This is a genomic window from Cellulomonas sp. SG140 (assembly GCF_025770785.1).
Classification (GTDB): Bacteria; Actinomycetota; Actinomycetes; order Actinomycetales; family Cellulomonadaceae; genus Cellulomonas.
In genome coordinates, this window is the sequence record NZ_JANZLA010000003.1 from 43,549 (window position 1) to 60,227 (window position 16,679).

15 protein-coding genes and 1 tRNA gene are annotated in these 16,679 nt (G+C 71.7%); 12 read left to right on the forward strand and 4 right to left on the reverse strand.

Going from position 1 to position 16,679, the window contains the following annotated elements; translation table 11 throughout:
• Positions 1-59 precede the first annotated feature (59 nt).
• The 4 genes from N0B34_RS06630 (at position 60) to N0B34_RS06645 (ending at position 3,457) form a co-directional block, all read left to right on the forward strand.
• Positions 60-362, forward strand: coding sequence for a glutaredoxin family protein (locus N0B34_RS06630; protein WP_263730551.1), 303 nt, complete (start codon positions 60-62; stop codon positions 360-362).
• Positions 355-1,353, forward strand: a complete 999-nt coding sequence (locus N0B34_RS06635) for a cytochrome c biogenesis CcdA family protein (RefSeq protein ID WP_263730552.1) — start codon at positions 355-357, stop codon at positions 1,351-1,353. The genes N0B34_RS06630 and N0B34_RS06635 overlap by 8 nt, the downstream gene beginning before the upstream one ends.
• Positions 1,350-1,976, forward strand: coding sequence for a peroxiredoxin family protein (locus N0B34_RS06640; RefSeq protein ID WP_263730553.1), 627 nt, complete (start codon positions 1,350-1,352; stop codon positions 1,974-1,976). Before N0B34_RS06635 ends, N0B34_RS06640 begins: the two co-directional genes overlap by 4 nt.
• 296 nt (positions 1,977-2,272) lie before the next feature.
• A complete protein-coding gene (locus tag N0B34_RS06645; protein ID WP_263730554.1) occupies positions 2,273-3,457 on the forward strand; it encodes a prolipoprotein diacylglyceryl transferase in 1,185 nt (394 codons plus the stop codon).
• Here N0B34_RS06645 and lnt read toward each other — a convergent pair.
• Together lnt and N0B34_RS06655 are read right to left on the reverse strand one after the other, a co-directional pair.
• Positions 3,356-5,059, reverse strand: a complete 1,704-nt coding sequence (gene lnt / locus N0B34_RS06650; protein WP_263730555.1) for an apolipoprotein N-acyltransferase — start codon at positions 5,057-5,059, stop codon at positions 3,356-3,358. The genes N0B34_RS06645 and lnt overlap by 102 nt on opposite strands.
• 550 nt (positions 5,060-5,609) lie before the next feature.
• Positions 5,610-5,686, reverse strand: a tRNA-Leu gene (locus tag N0B34_RS06655).
• Positions 5,687-5,821: 135 nt separating this feature from the next.
• Here N0B34_RS06655 and N0B34_RS06660 point away from each other — a divergent pair.
• Both N0B34_RS06660 and N0B34_RS06665 read left to right on the forward strand, forming a co-directional pair.
• Positions 5,822-6,457, forward strand: coding sequence for an ANTAR domain-containing response regulator (locus N0B34_RS06660; RefSeq protein ID WP_263730953.1), 636 nt, complete (start codon positions 5,822-5,824; stop codon positions 6,455-6,457).
• 142 nt (positions 6,458-6,599) lie between these two features.
• Positions 6,600-7,313, forward strand: coding sequence for a GNAT family N-acetyltransferase (locus tag N0B34_RS06665; protein WP_263730556.1), 714 nt, complete (start codon positions 6,600-6,602; stop codon positions 7,311-7,313).
• On the opposite strand, the gene N0B34_RS06670 is transcribed toward N0B34_RS06665, so the two are convergent.
• Entirely contained in the window at positions 7,229-7,621 is a 393-nt protein-coding gene (locus N0B34_RS06670; protein WP_263730557.1) for a PaaI family thioesterase, read from the reverse strand. The two genes, N0B34_RS06665 and N0B34_RS06670, sit on opposite strands and share 85 nt — an antisense overlap.
• On the opposite strand from N0B34_RS06670, the gene polA reads away from it, so the two are divergent.
• A complete protein-coding gene (gene polA / locus N0B34_RS06675) occupies positions 7,620-10,379 on the forward strand; it encodes a DNA polymerase I (RefSeq protein WP_263730558.1) in 2,760 nt (919 codons plus the stop codon). The genes N0B34_RS06670 and polA overlap by 2 nt on opposite strands.
• 69 nt (positions 10,380-10,448) lie before the next feature.
• On the opposite strand, the gene N0B34_RS06680 is transcribed toward polA, so the two are convergent.
• Positions 10,449-11,273, reverse strand: a complete 825-nt coding sequence (locus tag N0B34_RS06680) for a class I SAM-dependent methyltransferase (protein ID WP_263730559.1) — start codon at positions 11,271-11,273, stop codon at positions 10,449-10,451.
• 140 nt (positions 11,274-11,413) lie between these two features.
• Here N0B34_RS06680 and N0B34_RS06685 point away from each other — a divergent pair, with 140 nt between their 5' ends.
• The 5 genes from N0B34_RS06685 (at position 11,414) to N0B34_RS06705 (ending at position 16,606) form a co-directional block, all read left to right on the forward strand.
• Positions 11,414-12,439, forward strand: coding sequence for a 6-phosphofructokinase (locus N0B34_RS06685; protein ID WP_263730560.1), 1,026 nt, complete (start codon positions 11,414-11,416; stop codon positions 12,437-12,439).
• 206 nt (positions 12,440-12,645) lie between these two features.
• A complete protein-coding gene (rpsA, locus tag N0B34_RS06690; RefSeq protein WP_263730561.1) occupies positions 12,646-14,118 on the forward strand; it encodes a 30S ribosomal protein S1 in 1,473 nt (490 codons plus the stop codon).
• Positions 14,119-14,272: 154 nt separating this feature from the next.
• Positions 14,273-14,926, forward strand: coding sequence for a dephospho-CoA kinase (gene coaE, locus N0B34_RS06695; RefSeq protein ID WP_263730562.1), 654 nt, complete (start codon positions 14,273-14,275; stop codon positions 14,924-14,926).
• Between the two features lie 116 nt (positions 14,927-15,042).
• Positions 15,043-16,011 carry a polysaccharide deacetylase family protein gene (locus N0B34_RS06700; protein ID WP_263730563.1) on the forward strand — a complete coding sequence of 323 codons (969 nt, stop codon included), beginning with the start codon at positions 15,043-15,045 and terminating at the stop codon, positions 16,009-16,011.
• Between the two features lie 142 nt (positions 16,012-16,153).
• Positions 16,154-16,606 carry a hypothetical protein gene (locus N0B34_RS06705; RefSeq protein WP_263730564.1) on the forward strand — a complete coding sequence of 151 codons (453 nt, stop codon included), beginning with the start codon at positions 16,154-16,156 and terminating at the stop codon, positions 16,604-16,606.
• Positions 16,607-16,679: the final 73 nt, after the last annotated feature.

Below are 16,679 nucleotides of genomic sequence, written 5' to 3' on the forward strand. Positions count from 1 at the left end.
CGACCGGCCGGGTCTGTCCTGCGTCGCGACAACGTGCGGCGCTGCGCGTGGAGGCTGCGTTGACCGCCTTGCCAGCACTGCCCGTGGTCGTGGTGACCGCGCCGGCGTGCCACTTCTGCGAGGAAGCGACCGAGCACCTCGCCGAGGTGGCCACCCAGTACCCGCTGGACATCCGCGAGGTGGAGATCACGTCGCCCGAGGGTGCCCGGCTCGTCGCCGAGCACCGGCCGGCACTCAACCCGCTGGTTCTAGTGGACGGGCAGTTCTTCAGCGCGGGCCGGTTGCCCCGCCGCAAGCTCGACGCGCTGCTGCGCGCACGCGGCGCAGTGGCCGGGGTCGATCAGGCGGTGGCCCGTGGGTAGCGAGCTGCTGACCACCGGCAGCGTGATCGCTGCGTTCTTCGCAGGCGGGGTGGCGCTGTTCGCCCCGTGCTGCATCGTCTTCCTGGCGCCCAGCTACCTCGCGGGTGCGGTGAAGAGTGCCCGGTGGCGGCTTCTGCCGCTGACCTTCGTCTTCACCGCTGGACTCGCACTGGTGATGGTGCCGCTCACCCTCGGGGCGAGTCTGCTGTCCGGTGCGATCGCCCGGTACCACCAGCCCCTGTACTACGCCGGGGGCCTGCTCATGCTCGGCCTGGCCGTCCTGGCCTTGTCCGGCCGGATGTGGTCGCTGCCGTCCGCACTGCGCGCGCCCGACACGACTCGGGGGGACAGCGCGAGCTTCTTCGCCCTCGGCGTGTTCTCCGGCATCGCGTCCTCGTGCTGCGCACCGGTGCTTGCCGGTGTGATGACGCTGTCCGTCCTGTCCGGGTCCGTCGCCGGAGGCTTCGCGTTGGGCCTGGCCTACGTGTTCGGCATGGTCTTCCCGCTGTTCGTCATGGCGCTGCTGTGGGACCGCGCCCGGCTCGGCGAGCGCAAGTGGATGCGGACGCGCACCGTCCGGTTCACCGTTGCCGGCCGGCGCTTCGCCACCACCACCCTCAACATCGGGGTGGCTGTCGCGTTCGCCGTGATGGGCGGTTTCGTGATCGCCCTAGCGAACAGCCGCAACATGACCGGCGGGACGGCGGCCCAGGACGCGGCAGCGCGCGGTCTGACCAGGCTGTTCCTCTCCATCGAAGGCTGGCTCGGGCCAGTACCTGAGGCCGTCGTCGGGCTCGGGCTGCTTGCCGTCGCCGCGGGCTTCGTCTGGTTCACCCTCGCCGACCGGCGCAGGCGCCCGGGCCCACCGTCGGTGACCTCCGAGGACGAGGTGCGGGCGGCCGAGCACGGCAGCTCTTGCCACGACGACACCACCGCGCCCGAAGGCGCCTCGCACGAGCACCGCGTCGAGCAGAACAGGACCACCCGATGACGTCAGGATCCGCCGTCAAGCGCGAGTTGCGCCGCGAAGAGATCGTCGCCGCTGCCAAGAAGAAGAAGGCCGCCGCTGACCGCCGACACCGGCAGATCCGGCTGGGGGCCTGGGTCGTCGGCGTCCTCGTCGTCGCGGGCCTCGTGACCGCGGGCCTGCTGTCCGCCCGCCCGACGCAGAGCGTCGCGACCCGGGTAGCACCCGACTTCACACTCAAGGCCAGCGACGGCACCTCCGTCACCCTCTCCGAGCTGCGCGGCAAGCCGGTCGTCCTCTACTTCTCTGAGGGCGCCGGCTGCGACGCCTGCCTGGTGCAGATGCAGAAGATCGAGCAGGACTCCGGGTTCGCCGACAAGGGCATCACCGTTCTGCCGATCGTGATGAACACCGCCGATGAGATCAACGCCGATCGCACGCGCATCGGCGTGAAGTCGGCGTTCTACCTGGACGACGGCAAGGTGTCGAAGGAGTACGACGTTCTCGGAAAGGGCATGCACGCCGGCCTGCCGGGCCACGGGTTCGTGCTCGTGAACGCGGCAGGCAAGGAAGTGTGGTCGGCGGAGTATCCGTCAATGTTCCTCGCCCCGGACCAGCTGCTGAAGGAAGTCACCTCCCGCCTCTAGTCGCAGGCCGTTCTTGAGGCTGGCGTCCGTGTTTCCTTGATCGATTGCTCATCGATTCTTCGGTTGGCCTTCGTACGGAGGTCGGGTCGTTGAGGCATGAATCTCAACGCATTCGGGCGCTCTCCGCGATGACGACTCATTCGGGGCCGGCGCGGCCCGCAACCGCTCGGTCGGTGAACGAGTCTGCGAAGGGCTCAGCGGGAGCCTCGTTCTTCCGTCCCGCTGGCGCAGTCAGGCCGCCGTCCCCCAGGCGGGTGAACTCGGCAGTGGTGAAGCAGACGGACTCCGCTGCGACGGTGTCCCATCCGGACCCGGCGAGCACGGCTTCGGGCACAGCCTCGCCCGCGTGCGCCCGTCCGCCGCGCCTTGCAGGCCGAAAGCCACGGCGGGCTGCGGAGGTCTCCTCTGCCAGCTGTGCCGCCCTGGATGGCCTCGATCCGACCGCACTAGGGGTCACGTACTGGTTCGAAGCGCCCCGGCACGGCGTTCGGGCGCCCCAATCGGTCCTGCTGAAGGGCCGGCTCGTCGAGCCGGAACAGCGTGAACCCCAGGGATCAACAGCGTTCGAGGTCGTCACCACGGTGCACGACGTGATCCCCGGGTCCGGTTGGGTGAGCGTCACGACCCGCGTCCCGGGCACTGCACCGGGCCGTTGGGACGTCACGGCGACCCCGCTCGCCGGTCTGCCCGAGGACAGCGTCAAGCGCTCGGCCCCGAAACGGCCGGGGCTTCTGCGAGGCGTTGCCTCCGGGCGCACAGGCTTCGGGATGTTGGTGGACGCCGTCGCGCCCGGCGTGTGGGCCGGCTCGTGGTCCGTACTCGTGCTGCTCGGCTTCGTTCTAGGGCTCGTCCTCCAGGCCACCGTCGCCAGCGTCGTGGGACTGGCATGGCCGCGGCTCACCGCGGTCACCGTTCTCGCCGGCGCCCTGGGCCTGGTCGGTGCGAAGGCCTACTACCTGCTCACCCATCCGATCGAGCGACGCCGCTCGTTGAGAACACCGGGGATGTCGGTCCAGGGCTTCGTCATCGTCGCGCTGGCGACGCTGACCGTCAGTGGTCTCGTTCTCGGGATGCCCGTCGGCGCTGTGCTGGACGCTACGGCGCCGGGGTTGTTCCTTGGGATGAGCGTCGGGCGGCTCGGTTGCCTCTTTGCCGGATGCTGCGTCGGCCGTCCGACGGCGTCCCGATGGGGGCTGTGGTCCTCCGACCGGCATCTCGGCGTGCGCCGAATCCCCGTGCAGCTCATGGAGTCGGCGCTGTGCGCCTCCCTGGTCGGCTTCTCCCTGGTGGCTCTGCGGACGTCGGCGGCCTCAGGGTCCGGCGTGGTGCTCGTCGTGTGCTTCTCCGCCTACCTCGTAGGTCGGCAGCTGCTCTTCCCTCTACGCGCCATGGCCCGCGTGACCCGGCACGGGCGGATGGTGACCCTGGTGATCGCTTCCTTGGTGCTCGCCGTGGCTCTGGTGCGCCTGCTGTGGGCCTGAGCGGCGGCGCCGCACCGCGCCGACTAGCGCTCCGCAGGCGAGGACCACGGTGGCCAGGTCGACCATGCGGCCCGGCCAGGGTCCGAGCCGGTCGCTGAGGGTCAGCGACGTCCGAAGTGGCACCTGCCCGGCCATCTGTTCGGCTGTGAACAGCCCGGTTCGCTGGAGGACGGAGCCGTCGGGCGCGACGATCGCGCTGACGCCGACCGTCGAGATCTGCACGACGGCTCGGTTGTGCTCGGCTGCACGGAACCGGGACATCGAGAGCTGCTGGGTGGACTCCGCCGTGCGACCGAAGGAGGCGTTGTTGGTCGGCACGACGATCGCTTGGCTGCCGGCCAGGACCGACTGCCGGACGAGGTCGTCGTAAGCCACCTCGAAGCAGATGACAGTCGTCAGCGGCACGGAGCGCCCAAGCCGTGCGATGGGCACCTCGATGACCGCGGGTCCACGGCCGGGTGCCATGTCCGTCCCGACCTGGTCGACCGTTCGCGTCAGACGGCGGAAGAACGATCGATAGGGGATGTACTCACCGAACGGGACTGGATGCTGCTTCGTGTAGCTCGCCCGTGCGCCCACGCCGGGCTCCCACAGGACGTAGTCGTTGAATCTCTTCTGGCCCTCGAAGCGCTGGGTTCCCAGCAGGATCGGCGCACCCACCTCTCGCGCAGCGTCGTCCACGATCGCCGCGACCTCCCGATCGGACCGTGGGTCGACGTCGGCGGCGCTCTCCGGCCACAGCACGAGGTCAACCGTTCCCCGGGATCTGGAGCCGAGCAGGTCCCTTGTCCCGGTCGCATGGTTCGCAGTCACCTGCAGGGCGCGGCTACGGAAGTCAGACTGACCCGACGGCACGTTGCCCTGGACCGCGCCCACGTCGATCGCTCCGACCTGGGGGTCCACGCCGAGACTGAGGTACTGGGCCGCAATGGCGCCGCCAGTCAGAGCGACGAGCGCCAGTGCTGGAGTCCGACGCCGCTGATGCGCAGCGGTCAGCGACTCGAGCAGTGCGCCGGCGACCACGACGGTGGCGCCGACGAGGGTGCTGCCCCCGAGCGAAGCGAGCCGCAACAGGGGCCCGTCCGTCTGAGAGAACGCCAGGTCACCCCACGGAAAGCCACCGAACGGCCACCGACCCCGGAGCTGCTCGACCGCGATCCACGTCGCCGCCGCGGCAAGGGCCTGACGGCCGGGTCGATGCCGCAGCCATTGGCCGCGCCGCAGCCAGACCCAGCCGCCTCCGAACGCCGAGACGAACGCCGCCTGGCTTGTGGCCAGAGCGATCCAGCCGACCGGACTACCGACGGCCGCATCGGCCCACCGCACATGAGGAAGAAAGAAGGCCAGTCCGAACGTGGCACCTGTGGCGAGACCGGCCGGTACCGAGTCGGGTCGCAGCGCGAAGAGCAGCCCAGCGATGGCGAGAGGCGCAGCCCACCACCACGACACGTCCGGGAAGGCGGGCTCGAGCAGCGCCCCGCCGGCCGCACCGAGCGCAAGCCGCACCAACAGCGCGCGCGCTCCGACGCGAACGGGCCAGCCTCCGGCCGCGCTTGCCCGCACTTTCGATGGCTCCGCGGCCGCAACGGCGGTCCGGGTCACGGCGACGTCCGCAAGGGCCCGACTCGCGGAGGTGTCATGTGGCAGCGCCCGAGGCGGTAATCAGATGGACCTCCATAAGGGTCGCGAGATGCACCCAGCAGGGGACCTGCACGGGGCCACCGAATCGACTGGACTGCGCGCGCCAAGTCCCCGTTGCTTCCTGCCGTGCGCGACAACGGCGCGGCCTCCCTCCATCACCGAAGGACAACAAGCCCCAGGGCATCTCACCCACCACGGATCAACGTGCGGTCGAGGCCTGATGAAGATTCGGGGCATACGGAGGTCGCGGCCTCCCGAGGTCCCGACGCCGGCAGGTCAGCGTGGCCCGTCAGAGCGCGGACGACGCCGGTCCATCGACGTTCAGCCGGACGAGCGCGGCGCACGTGTCGACGTCCTGAGCACGGCGCGTCGCTGCTGGAGCGCGCCGTTCCGGGATGGCTCTTCCCGCGTTCGGTCCAACACCGCGGCAGCCGGCTCGACCATCGGCTGAACGAAGGGCCGGACAGATCTTCCACGTATCTTCCACGCGGAGGTATAACTGCAGGTCAGGTGGTGCCCCGAGTGGGATTCGAACCCACACTGGATCGGGTTTGAGCCGAACGCCTCTGCCGGTTGGGCTATCGGGGCCGTGCTGGGAAGGATAGTGCCCGTGGTGAGCACCACAGGGCCGGCAGCGAGGGGCGCGAGGGCCCTGGCCACGACGCCGACTAGGCTGTGCCCGTGAGCCCGAAGGACACGCCCGGCGCGGCAGCCGACCTCGACCTGACCACCCCGACCCGCACCGAGGCCGAGCGCCCGGCGCCGGCGGCCCGGCCTGCGCGCCGCGCGGTGGTGGCCGAGGACGAGGCGCTGATCCGCATGGACGTCGTCGAGACGCTGCGGGACGCAGGTTTCGAGGTCGTCGGCGAGGCGGGTAACGGCGAGGAGGCCTTCGAGCTCGCCTCGGAGCTCAAGCCGGACGTCGTCGTGATGGACGTGAAGATGCCCGTCCTCGACGGCATCTCCGCGGCCGAGAAGATCGGCAAGGCGCACCTCGCGCCCGTCGTGCTGCTGACGGCGTTCTCCCAGACGGATCTGGTCGAGCGGGCGCGCGACGCCGGTGCGATGGCGTACGTCGTCAAGCCGTTCAGCCCGGCGGACCTGCTGCCGGCGGTGGAGATCGCGATCTCCCGCTACGCGCAGATCACGGCGCTCGAGTCGGAGGTCGCGGACCTGGCGGAGCGGTTCGAGACGCGCAAGCGGGTGGACCGTGCCAAGGGTCTGCTGATGACCAAGATGGGCCTGACGGAGCCGGAGTCGTTCCGCTGGATCCAGAAGACGTCGATGGACCGGCGGCTGACGATGCGCGAGGTCGCCGACGCGGTCATCGAGCAGGTCGGCGGGGGCAGCGCCTCCTGAGCTCGTGCGGCCTTGCGTCGCGCGTCCCCCCGAAGTGGGACTGGCCCTCCAGGTGGACAGTGGTCCATGATCGTCGAGGCGCACCGCGGGGGCACAGTGAGCCGCGGCCAGAGCCGGTCCCTGCGAGGAGGTACGAGCAGCCGTGCGTCCAGGTGTCCTGACCAGAACGGCCCGCGTCGAGGACGTCACCGAGCTCGTCAGCCTGTGCCTCGAGGCGCGGGCGGAGCTCATGGTCGGCGCGCAGCTCTGCACGGATGACCCGGTACGGCTGCGCGAGCAGCTGTTGATGCTGCTCAACGCCCCTGGCGGCGTCATCGTCGTCGCGACGCTCGACGAGCGGGTCGACGGCCTCCTGCTGGCGCGCATCGTCGGCCCCGGACCGTTCACCGACGCCGTCGTCCTCACCCTCGAGTCCCTGTACGTGCGCCACAGCGCTCGTCGTCGCGGACTGGGGCACGCGCTGCTGCTGGCTGCCGTCGACATCGCCGACCAGGCCGGTGCGCTGGAGGTGTTCGCGTCCCCGCTGCCAGGAGCGCGCGGCATGCACAGGTTCCTCGCGCAGGCGGGGTTCGCGCCGGCCGCCGCCCATCGCGTCGTCACGACGGCCGCTCTCGCGCGGCGCCTGACCCAGGACCCGGTGACCTCGGCCGGCGCGGGACGCCGCCCCTCGCGGCACGGTCTCGAGGACCTGATCGCCCGTCGCCGCCAGGCCCGTGCGCGGGAGGAGGACCCGCTCGCCCCGGTCGCGGCGACCGGCACCCACGGCGCCCGTCAGGCGCGGATGTCGATCAGCATGCAGGTCAGCCGGGCGGTGCAGAGCCGCCGGCCGCCGTCGTCGTCCACCGTCACCTCGTAGGTCGCCAGCGAACGACCCAGGTGCACGGCGGTCGCCACCGCGTGCACCCAGCCCTCACGGGCCGAGCGATGGTGCGTGGCGTTGAGCTCGATCCCGACGGCTGCGCGACCTTCCCCGGCGTGACGCTGCGCCGCGAACGACCCCAACGTCTCGGCGAGCGTGGCCGATGCTCCCCCGTGCAGGAGGCCGAGAGGCTGGGTGTTGCCGGCGACCGGCATGCGGCCCTCGGCGCGCTCGGCGGTCACGAGGGTCAGCTCGATCCCCATGCGCTCCAGCAGGGATCCGGCGGTCGAGGCGGTGTCGGACATGGCAGATAGGTTGGCACCCGTGAGCCAGACGCAGCCACCGACCGTGACCACCCCCGGCTCCGGGCCTCGTCCGCGGCTCCTGCTGATCGACGGTCACTCGATGGCCTACCGGGCCTTCTTCGCGCTCCCCGTGGACAAGTTCGCCACGTCGACCGGGCAGCCGACCAACGCGGTGTTCGGGTTCACCTCGATGCTGGCCAACCTGCTGCGCGACGAGGTCCCCACGCACGTGGCGGTCGCGTTCGACGTCGGTCGGACGACGTTCCGCTCCGAGACGTACGAGCAGTACAAGGCGAACCGGGACGCCAGCCCCGAGCCGTTCCGCGGTCAGGTGGACATCATCCGCAGGCTGCTCGACACGCTGCACATCCAGGTGCTGGAGAAGGCCGGCTTCGAGGCGGACGACGTGCTGGCGACCCTGGCGTCCCAGGGCCGTGACCAGGACATGGACGTGCTGATCTGCTCCGGCGACCGGGACTCCTTCCAGCTGGTCGGCCCGCACGTCACGGTGCTGTACCCGGTGCGCGGCGTCTCCGAGCTGAGCCGCATGACGCCGGAGGCCGTGGAGGAGCGGTACGGCCTGCCGCCGCACCTGTACCCGGACCTGGCGGCGCTGGTGGGGGAGACGAGCGACAACCTGCCCGGCGTGCCGGGGGTGGGCCCAAAGACGGCCGCCAAGTGGGTGCTGGGCTACGGCGGTCTGGACGGTGTCGTGACCGCCGCGGACACCATCCCGGGCAAGGCCGGTGAGTCGCTGCGCGCGAACCTGGAGCAGGTGCAGCTGAACCGGCGCCTGAACCGGCTGGTGGACGATCTCGACCTCCCGCTCGGCCCCGAGGACCTCGCCGTACGGCCCTGGGACCGCCAGGCGCTCCACACCATCCTCGACGAGCTCGAGTTCCGGACGCTGCGGGACCGCCTGTTCGCGATGCTCCCGGACGAGCACGCGGAGCAGGCGCCGGTCGCCGGTGGAGCGCTGGACCTCGTCTCGGTCGGAGCGGGCGGTCTGGGGACCTGGCTGACGGACCGCGCCGGGCAGGTGCTCGGGGTCGACGTCCGCGGCTCCGGTGCACCGTCCGGCGGGGACGCCTGGGGCGTCGCGCTGGCCGACGCGGCGGGGGAGGCGGTCGCGTTCGACCTCGCGGAGATCGACCCCGCCGACGAGGCCGCGCTGGCGACCTGGCTGGCGGATCCGGAGGCGCCCAAGTCCCTGCACGGCGCCAAGGAGTCGTGGCACGCGCTGATGGGTCGGGGTCTGCCCCTGGCGGGGGTCGTGTTCGACACCGAGCTTGCGGCGTACCTGTGCCAGCCGGACCGGCGCGCCTACGACCTCCCCGACCTCGCGATCGGCTACCTGCGCCGCGAGCTGGGTTCCGACGACGGCGCGTCCGGCGCTCAGGGGTCGCTGGACCTGGCTCTCGACGGCGCAGGCGAGGGCCGACGGGCGGCCGTGCGGGCCGCCGCCGTCCGCGACCTGACCGACGTGCTCGGAGCCGAGCTGGTGGACCGCGGTGCGCGTCGGCTGCTCGACGACGTGGAGCTGCCGCTTCAGGTGGTGCTCGGCCGGATGGAACGGACCGGCATCGGAGTGGACGGCGAGTACCTGTCCGGCCTCGAGCGCGAGTTCGACCGCCAGGTGCAGGCTGCGGCTGCGGACGCCTACGCGGTGATCGGCCGCGAGGTGAACCTCGGCTCGCCGAAGCAGCTGCAGGAGGTGCTGTTCGACCAGCTCGGCATGCCCCGGACCAAGAAGATCAAGACCGGCTACACCACCGACGCGGCGGCTCTGACGGATCTGTTCGCGCGCACGCAGCACCCGTTCCTCGAGCACCTGCTGGCGCACCGGGACGCCATCCGGCTGCGCCAGACGGTCGAGGGCCTGCTGCGCTCGGTCGCACCCGACTCGCGCATCCACACGACGTTCCAGCAGACGATCGCCGCGACCGGCCGGCTGTCCTCCGCGGACCCGAACCTGCAGAACATCCCCATCCGCACCGAGGCCGGACGGCAGATCCGCCGCGCCTTCGTGGTGACGGACCCGTTCGCCACGCTCCTGACGGCGGACTACTCGCAGATCGAGATGCGCATCATGGCGCACCTGTCCGGCGACGACGGCCTCATCGAGGCGTTCCGCAGCGGCGAGGACCTGCACAGCTACGTCGCCTCGCACGTGTTCTCGGTCCCTACCGACCAGGTGACGCCGGCGATGCGGTCCAAGATCAAGGCGATGAGCTACGGCCTGGCGTACGGCCTCTCCTCGTACGGCCTCTCGCAGCAGCTGTCGATCGACGTCTCGGAGGCGTCGGCGCTGATGGCCGACTACTTCTCCCGGTTCGGCGGGGTCCGTGACTACCTGACCGGTGTGGTCGACGAGGCTCGCGCGACCGGGTACACCGCCACGATCCTCGGGCGACGCCGGTACCTGCCCGACCTGTCGAGCGACAACCGAGCCCGGCGGGACGCCGCGGAACGGATGGCCCTGAACGCGCCGATCCAGGGCAGCGCGGCCGACCTGATCAAGATCGCGATGCTCGGTGTGGACCGTGAGCTCACCCGACGCGGCCTGGGGTCCCGTCTGCTGCTCCAGGTGCACGACGAGCTGGTGCTGGAGGTGGCGGACGGCGAGCAGCAGGAGCTGGAGTCGCTGGTCCGCGAGCAGATGGGCGCCGCGGGGGACCGGGTGCCGGGCGGGCCTCTCCAGGTGCCGCTCGACGTCTCGGTCGGTACGGGCTCCAGCTGGCACGAGGCTGGTCACTGACCCGTCGGCAGCTCGCGGCGCGGGCGCGCGGTGCCAGGGCCGCTCGGCCGCAGGACGCGTCGAGACCGGTCAGTCCGGTCGGTGGGCGCTGACGATCAGGGTCCCGGGCAGCTGGGCGCCCCGTACCGGCCCCCAGCCGCCCCACGTGCGGGTGTGCCCGGCCGGCCACTCCGGTTCGAGCAATCCGTCGAGCACCAGCCCTGCGGTCAGCACGTCGGCGACCAGCTCGCCCAACGTCCGGTGGTACTCGGCGTAGAGCACCCGGCCGCTGGACGCCGTCTCGACGTAGGGCCTCCGGTCGAAGTAGGACCGCGTGGCGGTGAGCCCGCCGACGCCGGGGTCGTCGGGGAACGGCCACCGCAGCGGGTGGGTCGTGCTGAACACCCACCGCCCGCCCGGTCGCAGGACGCGCGCCACCTCGGCGTGCACCCTGCCCGGGTCGGGGAGGAACGGCAGCGCTCCGAACGAGGTGAACACGACGTCGAAGCTCGCGTCGGGGAAGGGCAGCGCCCGGGCGTCCGCCTGGGCGGTGGGGACGCGGATTCCGCACGCGCGGTCCAGCGCCGCTGCGGCCCGCAGCATCCCGGCCGACACGTCGGTCGCCACCACGTCGAGTCCCTGGCTCGCCAGCCACCGGGAGCACTGCGCCGCGCCGGCACCGACCTCGAGCACGCGGGACGACGCCGGCTCGAGCTCGCCCAGCAGGTGGCGGTCGGCCTCTCGCAGGCCCTCCGGGCACCAGACGAAATCCGCGGCGCCCAAGAAGTCGCCGTGCTCCCGGAGGTAGTCGCCGGCGTTCTCGTCCCACCAGCGGCGCGACGCGCGGCCGCCCTCGTCGTCCGGGACGTCCCGGTACCCGGCCTCCGCGAGCTCGTCGTCCTCGGTCTCCGCCATGGCCCCATCCTGCCGGGCGCGTCTGGGACGACGGTCCGGCGGGTGCCGTTCCACCTCTGACTACGCTGGACGCGCGGCGAGCCCGACGGCGTGCCCCGCAGACCAGCTGGGGTGGACCGGACAACGAAGGAGTACGTCAGGTGCGAGTCGGACTGCTGACCGGGGGCGGCGACGTCCCGGGCCTGAACGCCGCGATCCGCGCGGTCGTCAAGCGCGGCGAGGGGGAGCACGGCCACACGATCGTGGGCTTCCGCAACGGCTGGAAGGGTGTCGCGGACGGCGACGTGCAGCCGCTCGGTCGCCAGGACATCAGGAACGTGCTGGCGACGGGCGGCACGCTCCTCGGCACCGCGCGCTTCCACCCGCACCGCAACGAGGGCGGCGTCGAGGCAGTGCTCACGACGCTCGAGGCGGAGCGCATCGACGCGCTGATCTGCATCGGTGGCGACGGCACGCTGGACGCCGCGAGCAAGATCTCCGAGGCCGGCATCAACGTGATCGGCATCCCCAAGACGATCGACAACGACGTCTGGGGGACCGACTACTCGATCGGCTTCGACACCGCCGTGACGATCGCCACCGAGGCGGTCGACCGGATCCACACCACGGCCGAGAGCCACAACCGCGTGATGATCGTCGAGGTGATGGGTCGGCACGCCGGGTGGATCGCCGTGACCTCGGGCATCGCCGGCGGCGCCGAGCTGGTGCTGGCGCCGGAGGAGCCGTTCGACATCGAGAAGGTGACCCGCTTCCTCAAGCACCGGCACCGGGCGCACGCCAGCTTCTCCATCGTCGTCGCGGCCGAGGGTGCGGTCCCCGCACCCGGCACGGCGATGCACTACGAGACCGAGGTGGGGAAGTTCGGCGAGATCGTCGCGGGAGCCATCGGCGAGCGGCTGAAGTCCGAGATCGAGACGCGCACGGGCTTCGACACGCGCGTGACGGTGCTCGGGCACGTGCAGCGCGGGGGCATCCCGACGGCGTTCGACCGGATCCTCGCGTCCCGCTTCGGCGTGGCGGCGATCGACGCCGCAACCGAGGGACGGTCCGACGTGATGACGGCCATCCACGGCGAGCGCGTGGACCTGGTGCCGATCGCCGACGTCGCCGGCAAGGTGAAGTACGTGCCGGACCAGATGCTGGCGGTGGCGCGGGCGCTCGCCTGAACGGCCGAGCGGCGTCCCGCGGCACCGACCGCGACTTGGCCCGCACCGCCGTGCACCGATAAGGTGGACGGCGGTGCCGCGCGCCCACGTGCCCTCCGACCGGCTCAGCCGGTGCGGGGGAAGGTTCGGTGGCGTTCGGCGGTTACCACCACATCACCATCCTTCTGTCCGAACTACTCCCTGTCCGCATCGGAGCCCACCCCTACATGAGCATCTCCACCCCCGCGAAGCCCACCTCGCAGCAGGTCGCGGTCAACGACATCGGCACGGCCGAGGACTTCATGGCGGCGATCGACGCCACCATCAAGTACTTCAACGACGGCGACATCGTCGAAGGCGTGATCGTCAAGGTCGACCGTGACGAGGTCCTTCTCGACATCGGCTACAAGACCGAGGGCGTCATCCCCTCCCGCGAGCTGTCCATCAAGCACGACGTGGACCCCGGTGAGGTCGTCAAGGTCGGCGACGAGGTCGAGGCCCTTGTCCTCCAGAAGGAGGACAAGGAGGGTCGTCTGATCCTGTCCAAGAAGCGCGCACAGTACGAGCGCGCCTGGGGCACGATCGAGAAGATCAAGGAGGAGGACGGCGTCGTCACCGGCACCGTCATCGAGGTGGTCAAGGGTGGCCTGATCCTCGACATCGGCCTGCGTGGCTTCCTGCCGGCGTCGCTCGTCGAGATGCGCCGGGTGCGCGACCTCCAGCCGTACGTCGGCAAGGAGATCGAGGCCAAGATCATCGAGCTCGACAAGAACCGCAACAACGTGGTCCTGTCGCGCCGGGCGTGGCTCGAGCAGACGCAGTCCGAGGTCCGCTCCACCTTCCTGCAGACGCTGCAGAAGGGCCAGGTCCGGCCGGGTGTCGTGTCCTCGATCGTCAACTTCGGTGCGTTCGTCGACCTGGGCGGCGTGGACGGTCTCGTGCACGTCTCCGAGCTGTCGTGGAAGCACATCGACCACCCGTCCGAGGTCGTCGAGGTGGGCCAGGAGGTCACCGTCGAGGTGCTCGACGTCGACTTCGACCGCGAGCGTGTCTCCCTGTCGCTGAAGGCGACGCAGGAGGACCCGTGGCAGGCCTTCGCCCGCACGCACGCCATCGGCCAGGTCGTGCCCGGCAAGGTCACCAAGCTCGTGCCGTTCGGTGCGTTCGTGCGCGTCGAGGACGGCATCGAGGGCCTCGTGCACATCTCCGAGCTGGCCGTGCGCCACGTGGAGATCCCGGAGCAGGTCGTGCAGGTCGGCGACGACGTGTTCGTCAAGGTCATCGACATCGACCTGGAGCGCCGCCGGATCTCCCTGTCGCTCAAGCAGGCGAACGAGGGCTTCGACCCGACCTCGGAGGACTTCGACCCCGCGCTGTACGGCATGGCGGCGGAGTACGACGAGCAGGGCAACTACAAGTACCCCGAGGGCTTCGACCCCACCACCTCCGAGTGGCTCGAAGGCTACGAGGCTCAGCGCGAGGCGTGGGAGGCCCAGTACGCGGCCGCTCACGACCGCTGGGAGGCCCACCGCAAGCAGGTCGCAGCCGCTGCCGCGGCTGACGCCGAGGCGGCCACCGGTGGCGAGTCGTCGTCCGGCTCGGTGCCGACGTCCTACTCGTCGGCGTCCGACGAGGCGACCGGCACGCTGGCCTCGGACGAGGCGCTCGCCGCTCTGCGGGAGAAGCTGACCGGCAACTGACCCGGTCCTGCGGTCGATCGACGGCCGGTCACCTCTCGGGGTGGCCGGCCGTCGGCGTCTCCGCCGTGCCGTGCGGGCTCCCGACGGCAGGCTCCGCTCGGGGAGAGGGCCCCGGGCAGGCGCATCGACGGCTGCGGCAGGGCACGATGGGCTGATGCAGAGGATCGGGCTCACCGGCGGGATCGCGGCAGGCAAGTCCGTCGCGGCGCGGCGCTTCATCGAGCTGGGCGCGGTGCTGATCGACGCCGACGCCCTGGCGCGCGAGGTGGTCGCGCCGGGGACGCTCGGCCTGGAGCAGGTAGTCGAGACGTTCGGCCCGGAGGTGCTCGCGCCGGACGGCAGCCTGGACCGGGCCGCTCTGGCGGCGCGGGTCTTCGACGACGCGGAGGCTCGGCGCCGGCTCGAGGCGCTGCTGCACCCCCAGGTCCGGCGGCTCGCGGCCGAGCGCGAGGCGGCCGCGGCGGCGATCGACCCGGACGCCGTCGTCGTCCACGACATCCCGCTCCTGGTGGAGACGGGGCAGGCGGAGACCTTCGGCATGGTCGTCGTGGTGCACGCGCCCGAGGAACAGCGGATCAGCCGGCTGGTCGACGGCCGCGGTATGCCGGAGACGGAGGCGCGGGCACGGGTTGCTGCGCAGGCCGACGACGACGCGCGGCTCGCGGCCGCCGACGTCGTGCTGGACGGCGCGGGTACCGACGACGAGCTGCGGCACCAGGTGGACCTCCTCTGGTCCCGGCTCGCGCAGGAGCGCGCCGCCGAACGGGAGGCGGACCTGGCGTCCGCCGAGGAGCATCGCCGGCGCTAGAAGTCGCCCGCCTGCCCCGGCCGTGGCGCCCGACACGCGCACGGCGGGTCCACCGGCATGACCGCACGCACCGCTAGCGTCACCCCGGACATCGGCAGGACATGGGGTGGTGCAGGATGCGGCGGGGCGCAGCACTCGCGACGGCTTCGCTGTCCGTGCTCCTCTCGCTGGCCCTCGGCACGTCCGCCGTGGCGCTGCGCGAGGAGCCTCAGGCGCACGCCGAACGTGCTGCCGTGGAGGCGCACGACGTCCCGTCGGGTGCGCTGGGGGCGGAGCGGCTGGCCGCCTTGCCACGCCCCGCGGTCACCACCGTTCCGGCGGCCGTCGCGGACGCGCCGCGCGCGGTCGTGGACGACGGGCGCGGAGCCGGTGGGTCGCCGAGCGGTACGTCGTCACCCCCCGAGGCGCAGCCCGCGCCGGCGCCCACGGCGGCACCCCAGCCACCTCCCGAGCCAGCGGTGGCGGCGCCCGCCGCAGCGCCCGACTGTGCGGCGCTGGCGTGCGTCGCCCTCACGTTCGACGACGGGCCGGGGCCGGACACGGGCCGGCTGCTGGACGAGCTGGCGGCCCGGGCGGTGCACGCCACGTTCTTCGTCGTCGGCCGGCAGATCGCGAAGGAGCCCGGCGCGGTGGCGCGCGAAGTCGCCGCGGGACACGTGGTCGGCAACCACACCTGGGACCACGCGATGCTCCCCAGCCTGAGCGACGAGGCGCTCGCCGCGGAGCTCGACACAACGTCCCAGGCCATCGTCGCGGAGGGTGCGCCCGCTCCGACCCTGGCACGGCCTCCCTACGGCTCCCTGTCGCCCTCGGTCACCCAGGCCTTCGCGAGCCGCGGGATGGCGGGAGTGCTCTGGGACGTCGACACGGAGGACTGGAAGAACCGCGATGCCGGTGTCACCACAGAGCGGGCTCTTGCCGGTGCGCACCCGGGGGCGATCATCCTGATGCACGACATCCACCCGTCGACGGTCGATGCGGTGCCCGGCCTGGTGGATGCGCTCCGCGCGCGCGGGTTCACCCTGGTCACAGTCCCGCAGCTGCTCGCTACCCCCGTCGCCGGAGGCGTGTACGCCCACCGGTGAACGGACCTTGGCGCCGCCGGGCCGATCTGCCAATCTGATGCGCGATCGGGCGCAAGTCTGCGGACCGAACGTCCGATAAGAAGTCGAGGAGGCGAGGACGCCTCTCCGGCCCGCAACGGGCCGCACGTGAACGGAGGGCGGGGTGGCCTTGTCGTCGGTGGGGACCAGAGGCTGGGCGGCTCGGCCGTGGCAGTCCAAGGCATCGGTGTCCGTCGCCTCCGCGTCGATCGACGTCCCGCGCATGCTCGAGCTGGCGACCGCCGGCGCGCGGGGCATCGAGGACGACCGCGGCTGGGTGACGGTCGGCCCGCGGACCCCGGTCCGCGTCGACTTCCTGATGCGCGACCTGGCCCGGCCGGAGGCCGGCGAGATCATGCGGTTCCGGGTCGAGGCGGAACGCGCGGCGGGCCGGGTGACGGCTCGGTCGGCCATCGAGTCCTTCACGGTGAAGGACTCCGGCGTCGGGGGACTGGTCCCGGTCGCCAACCGACGGCTGATCGGGTTCTCCGCGTACCAGGCGTTCATGGAGCGCTTCGCGGCGATGGTGCAGGCGGACGACATCTACTCGGTGGTCTCGTTCACCAGCGGCCGCTGAGGCCGCGGGCCGCGCGGGCCGGCGGTCCGTGTCAGGGCCGTCGGCGACCGTGTCGGTGGCCGGACGTACGGTG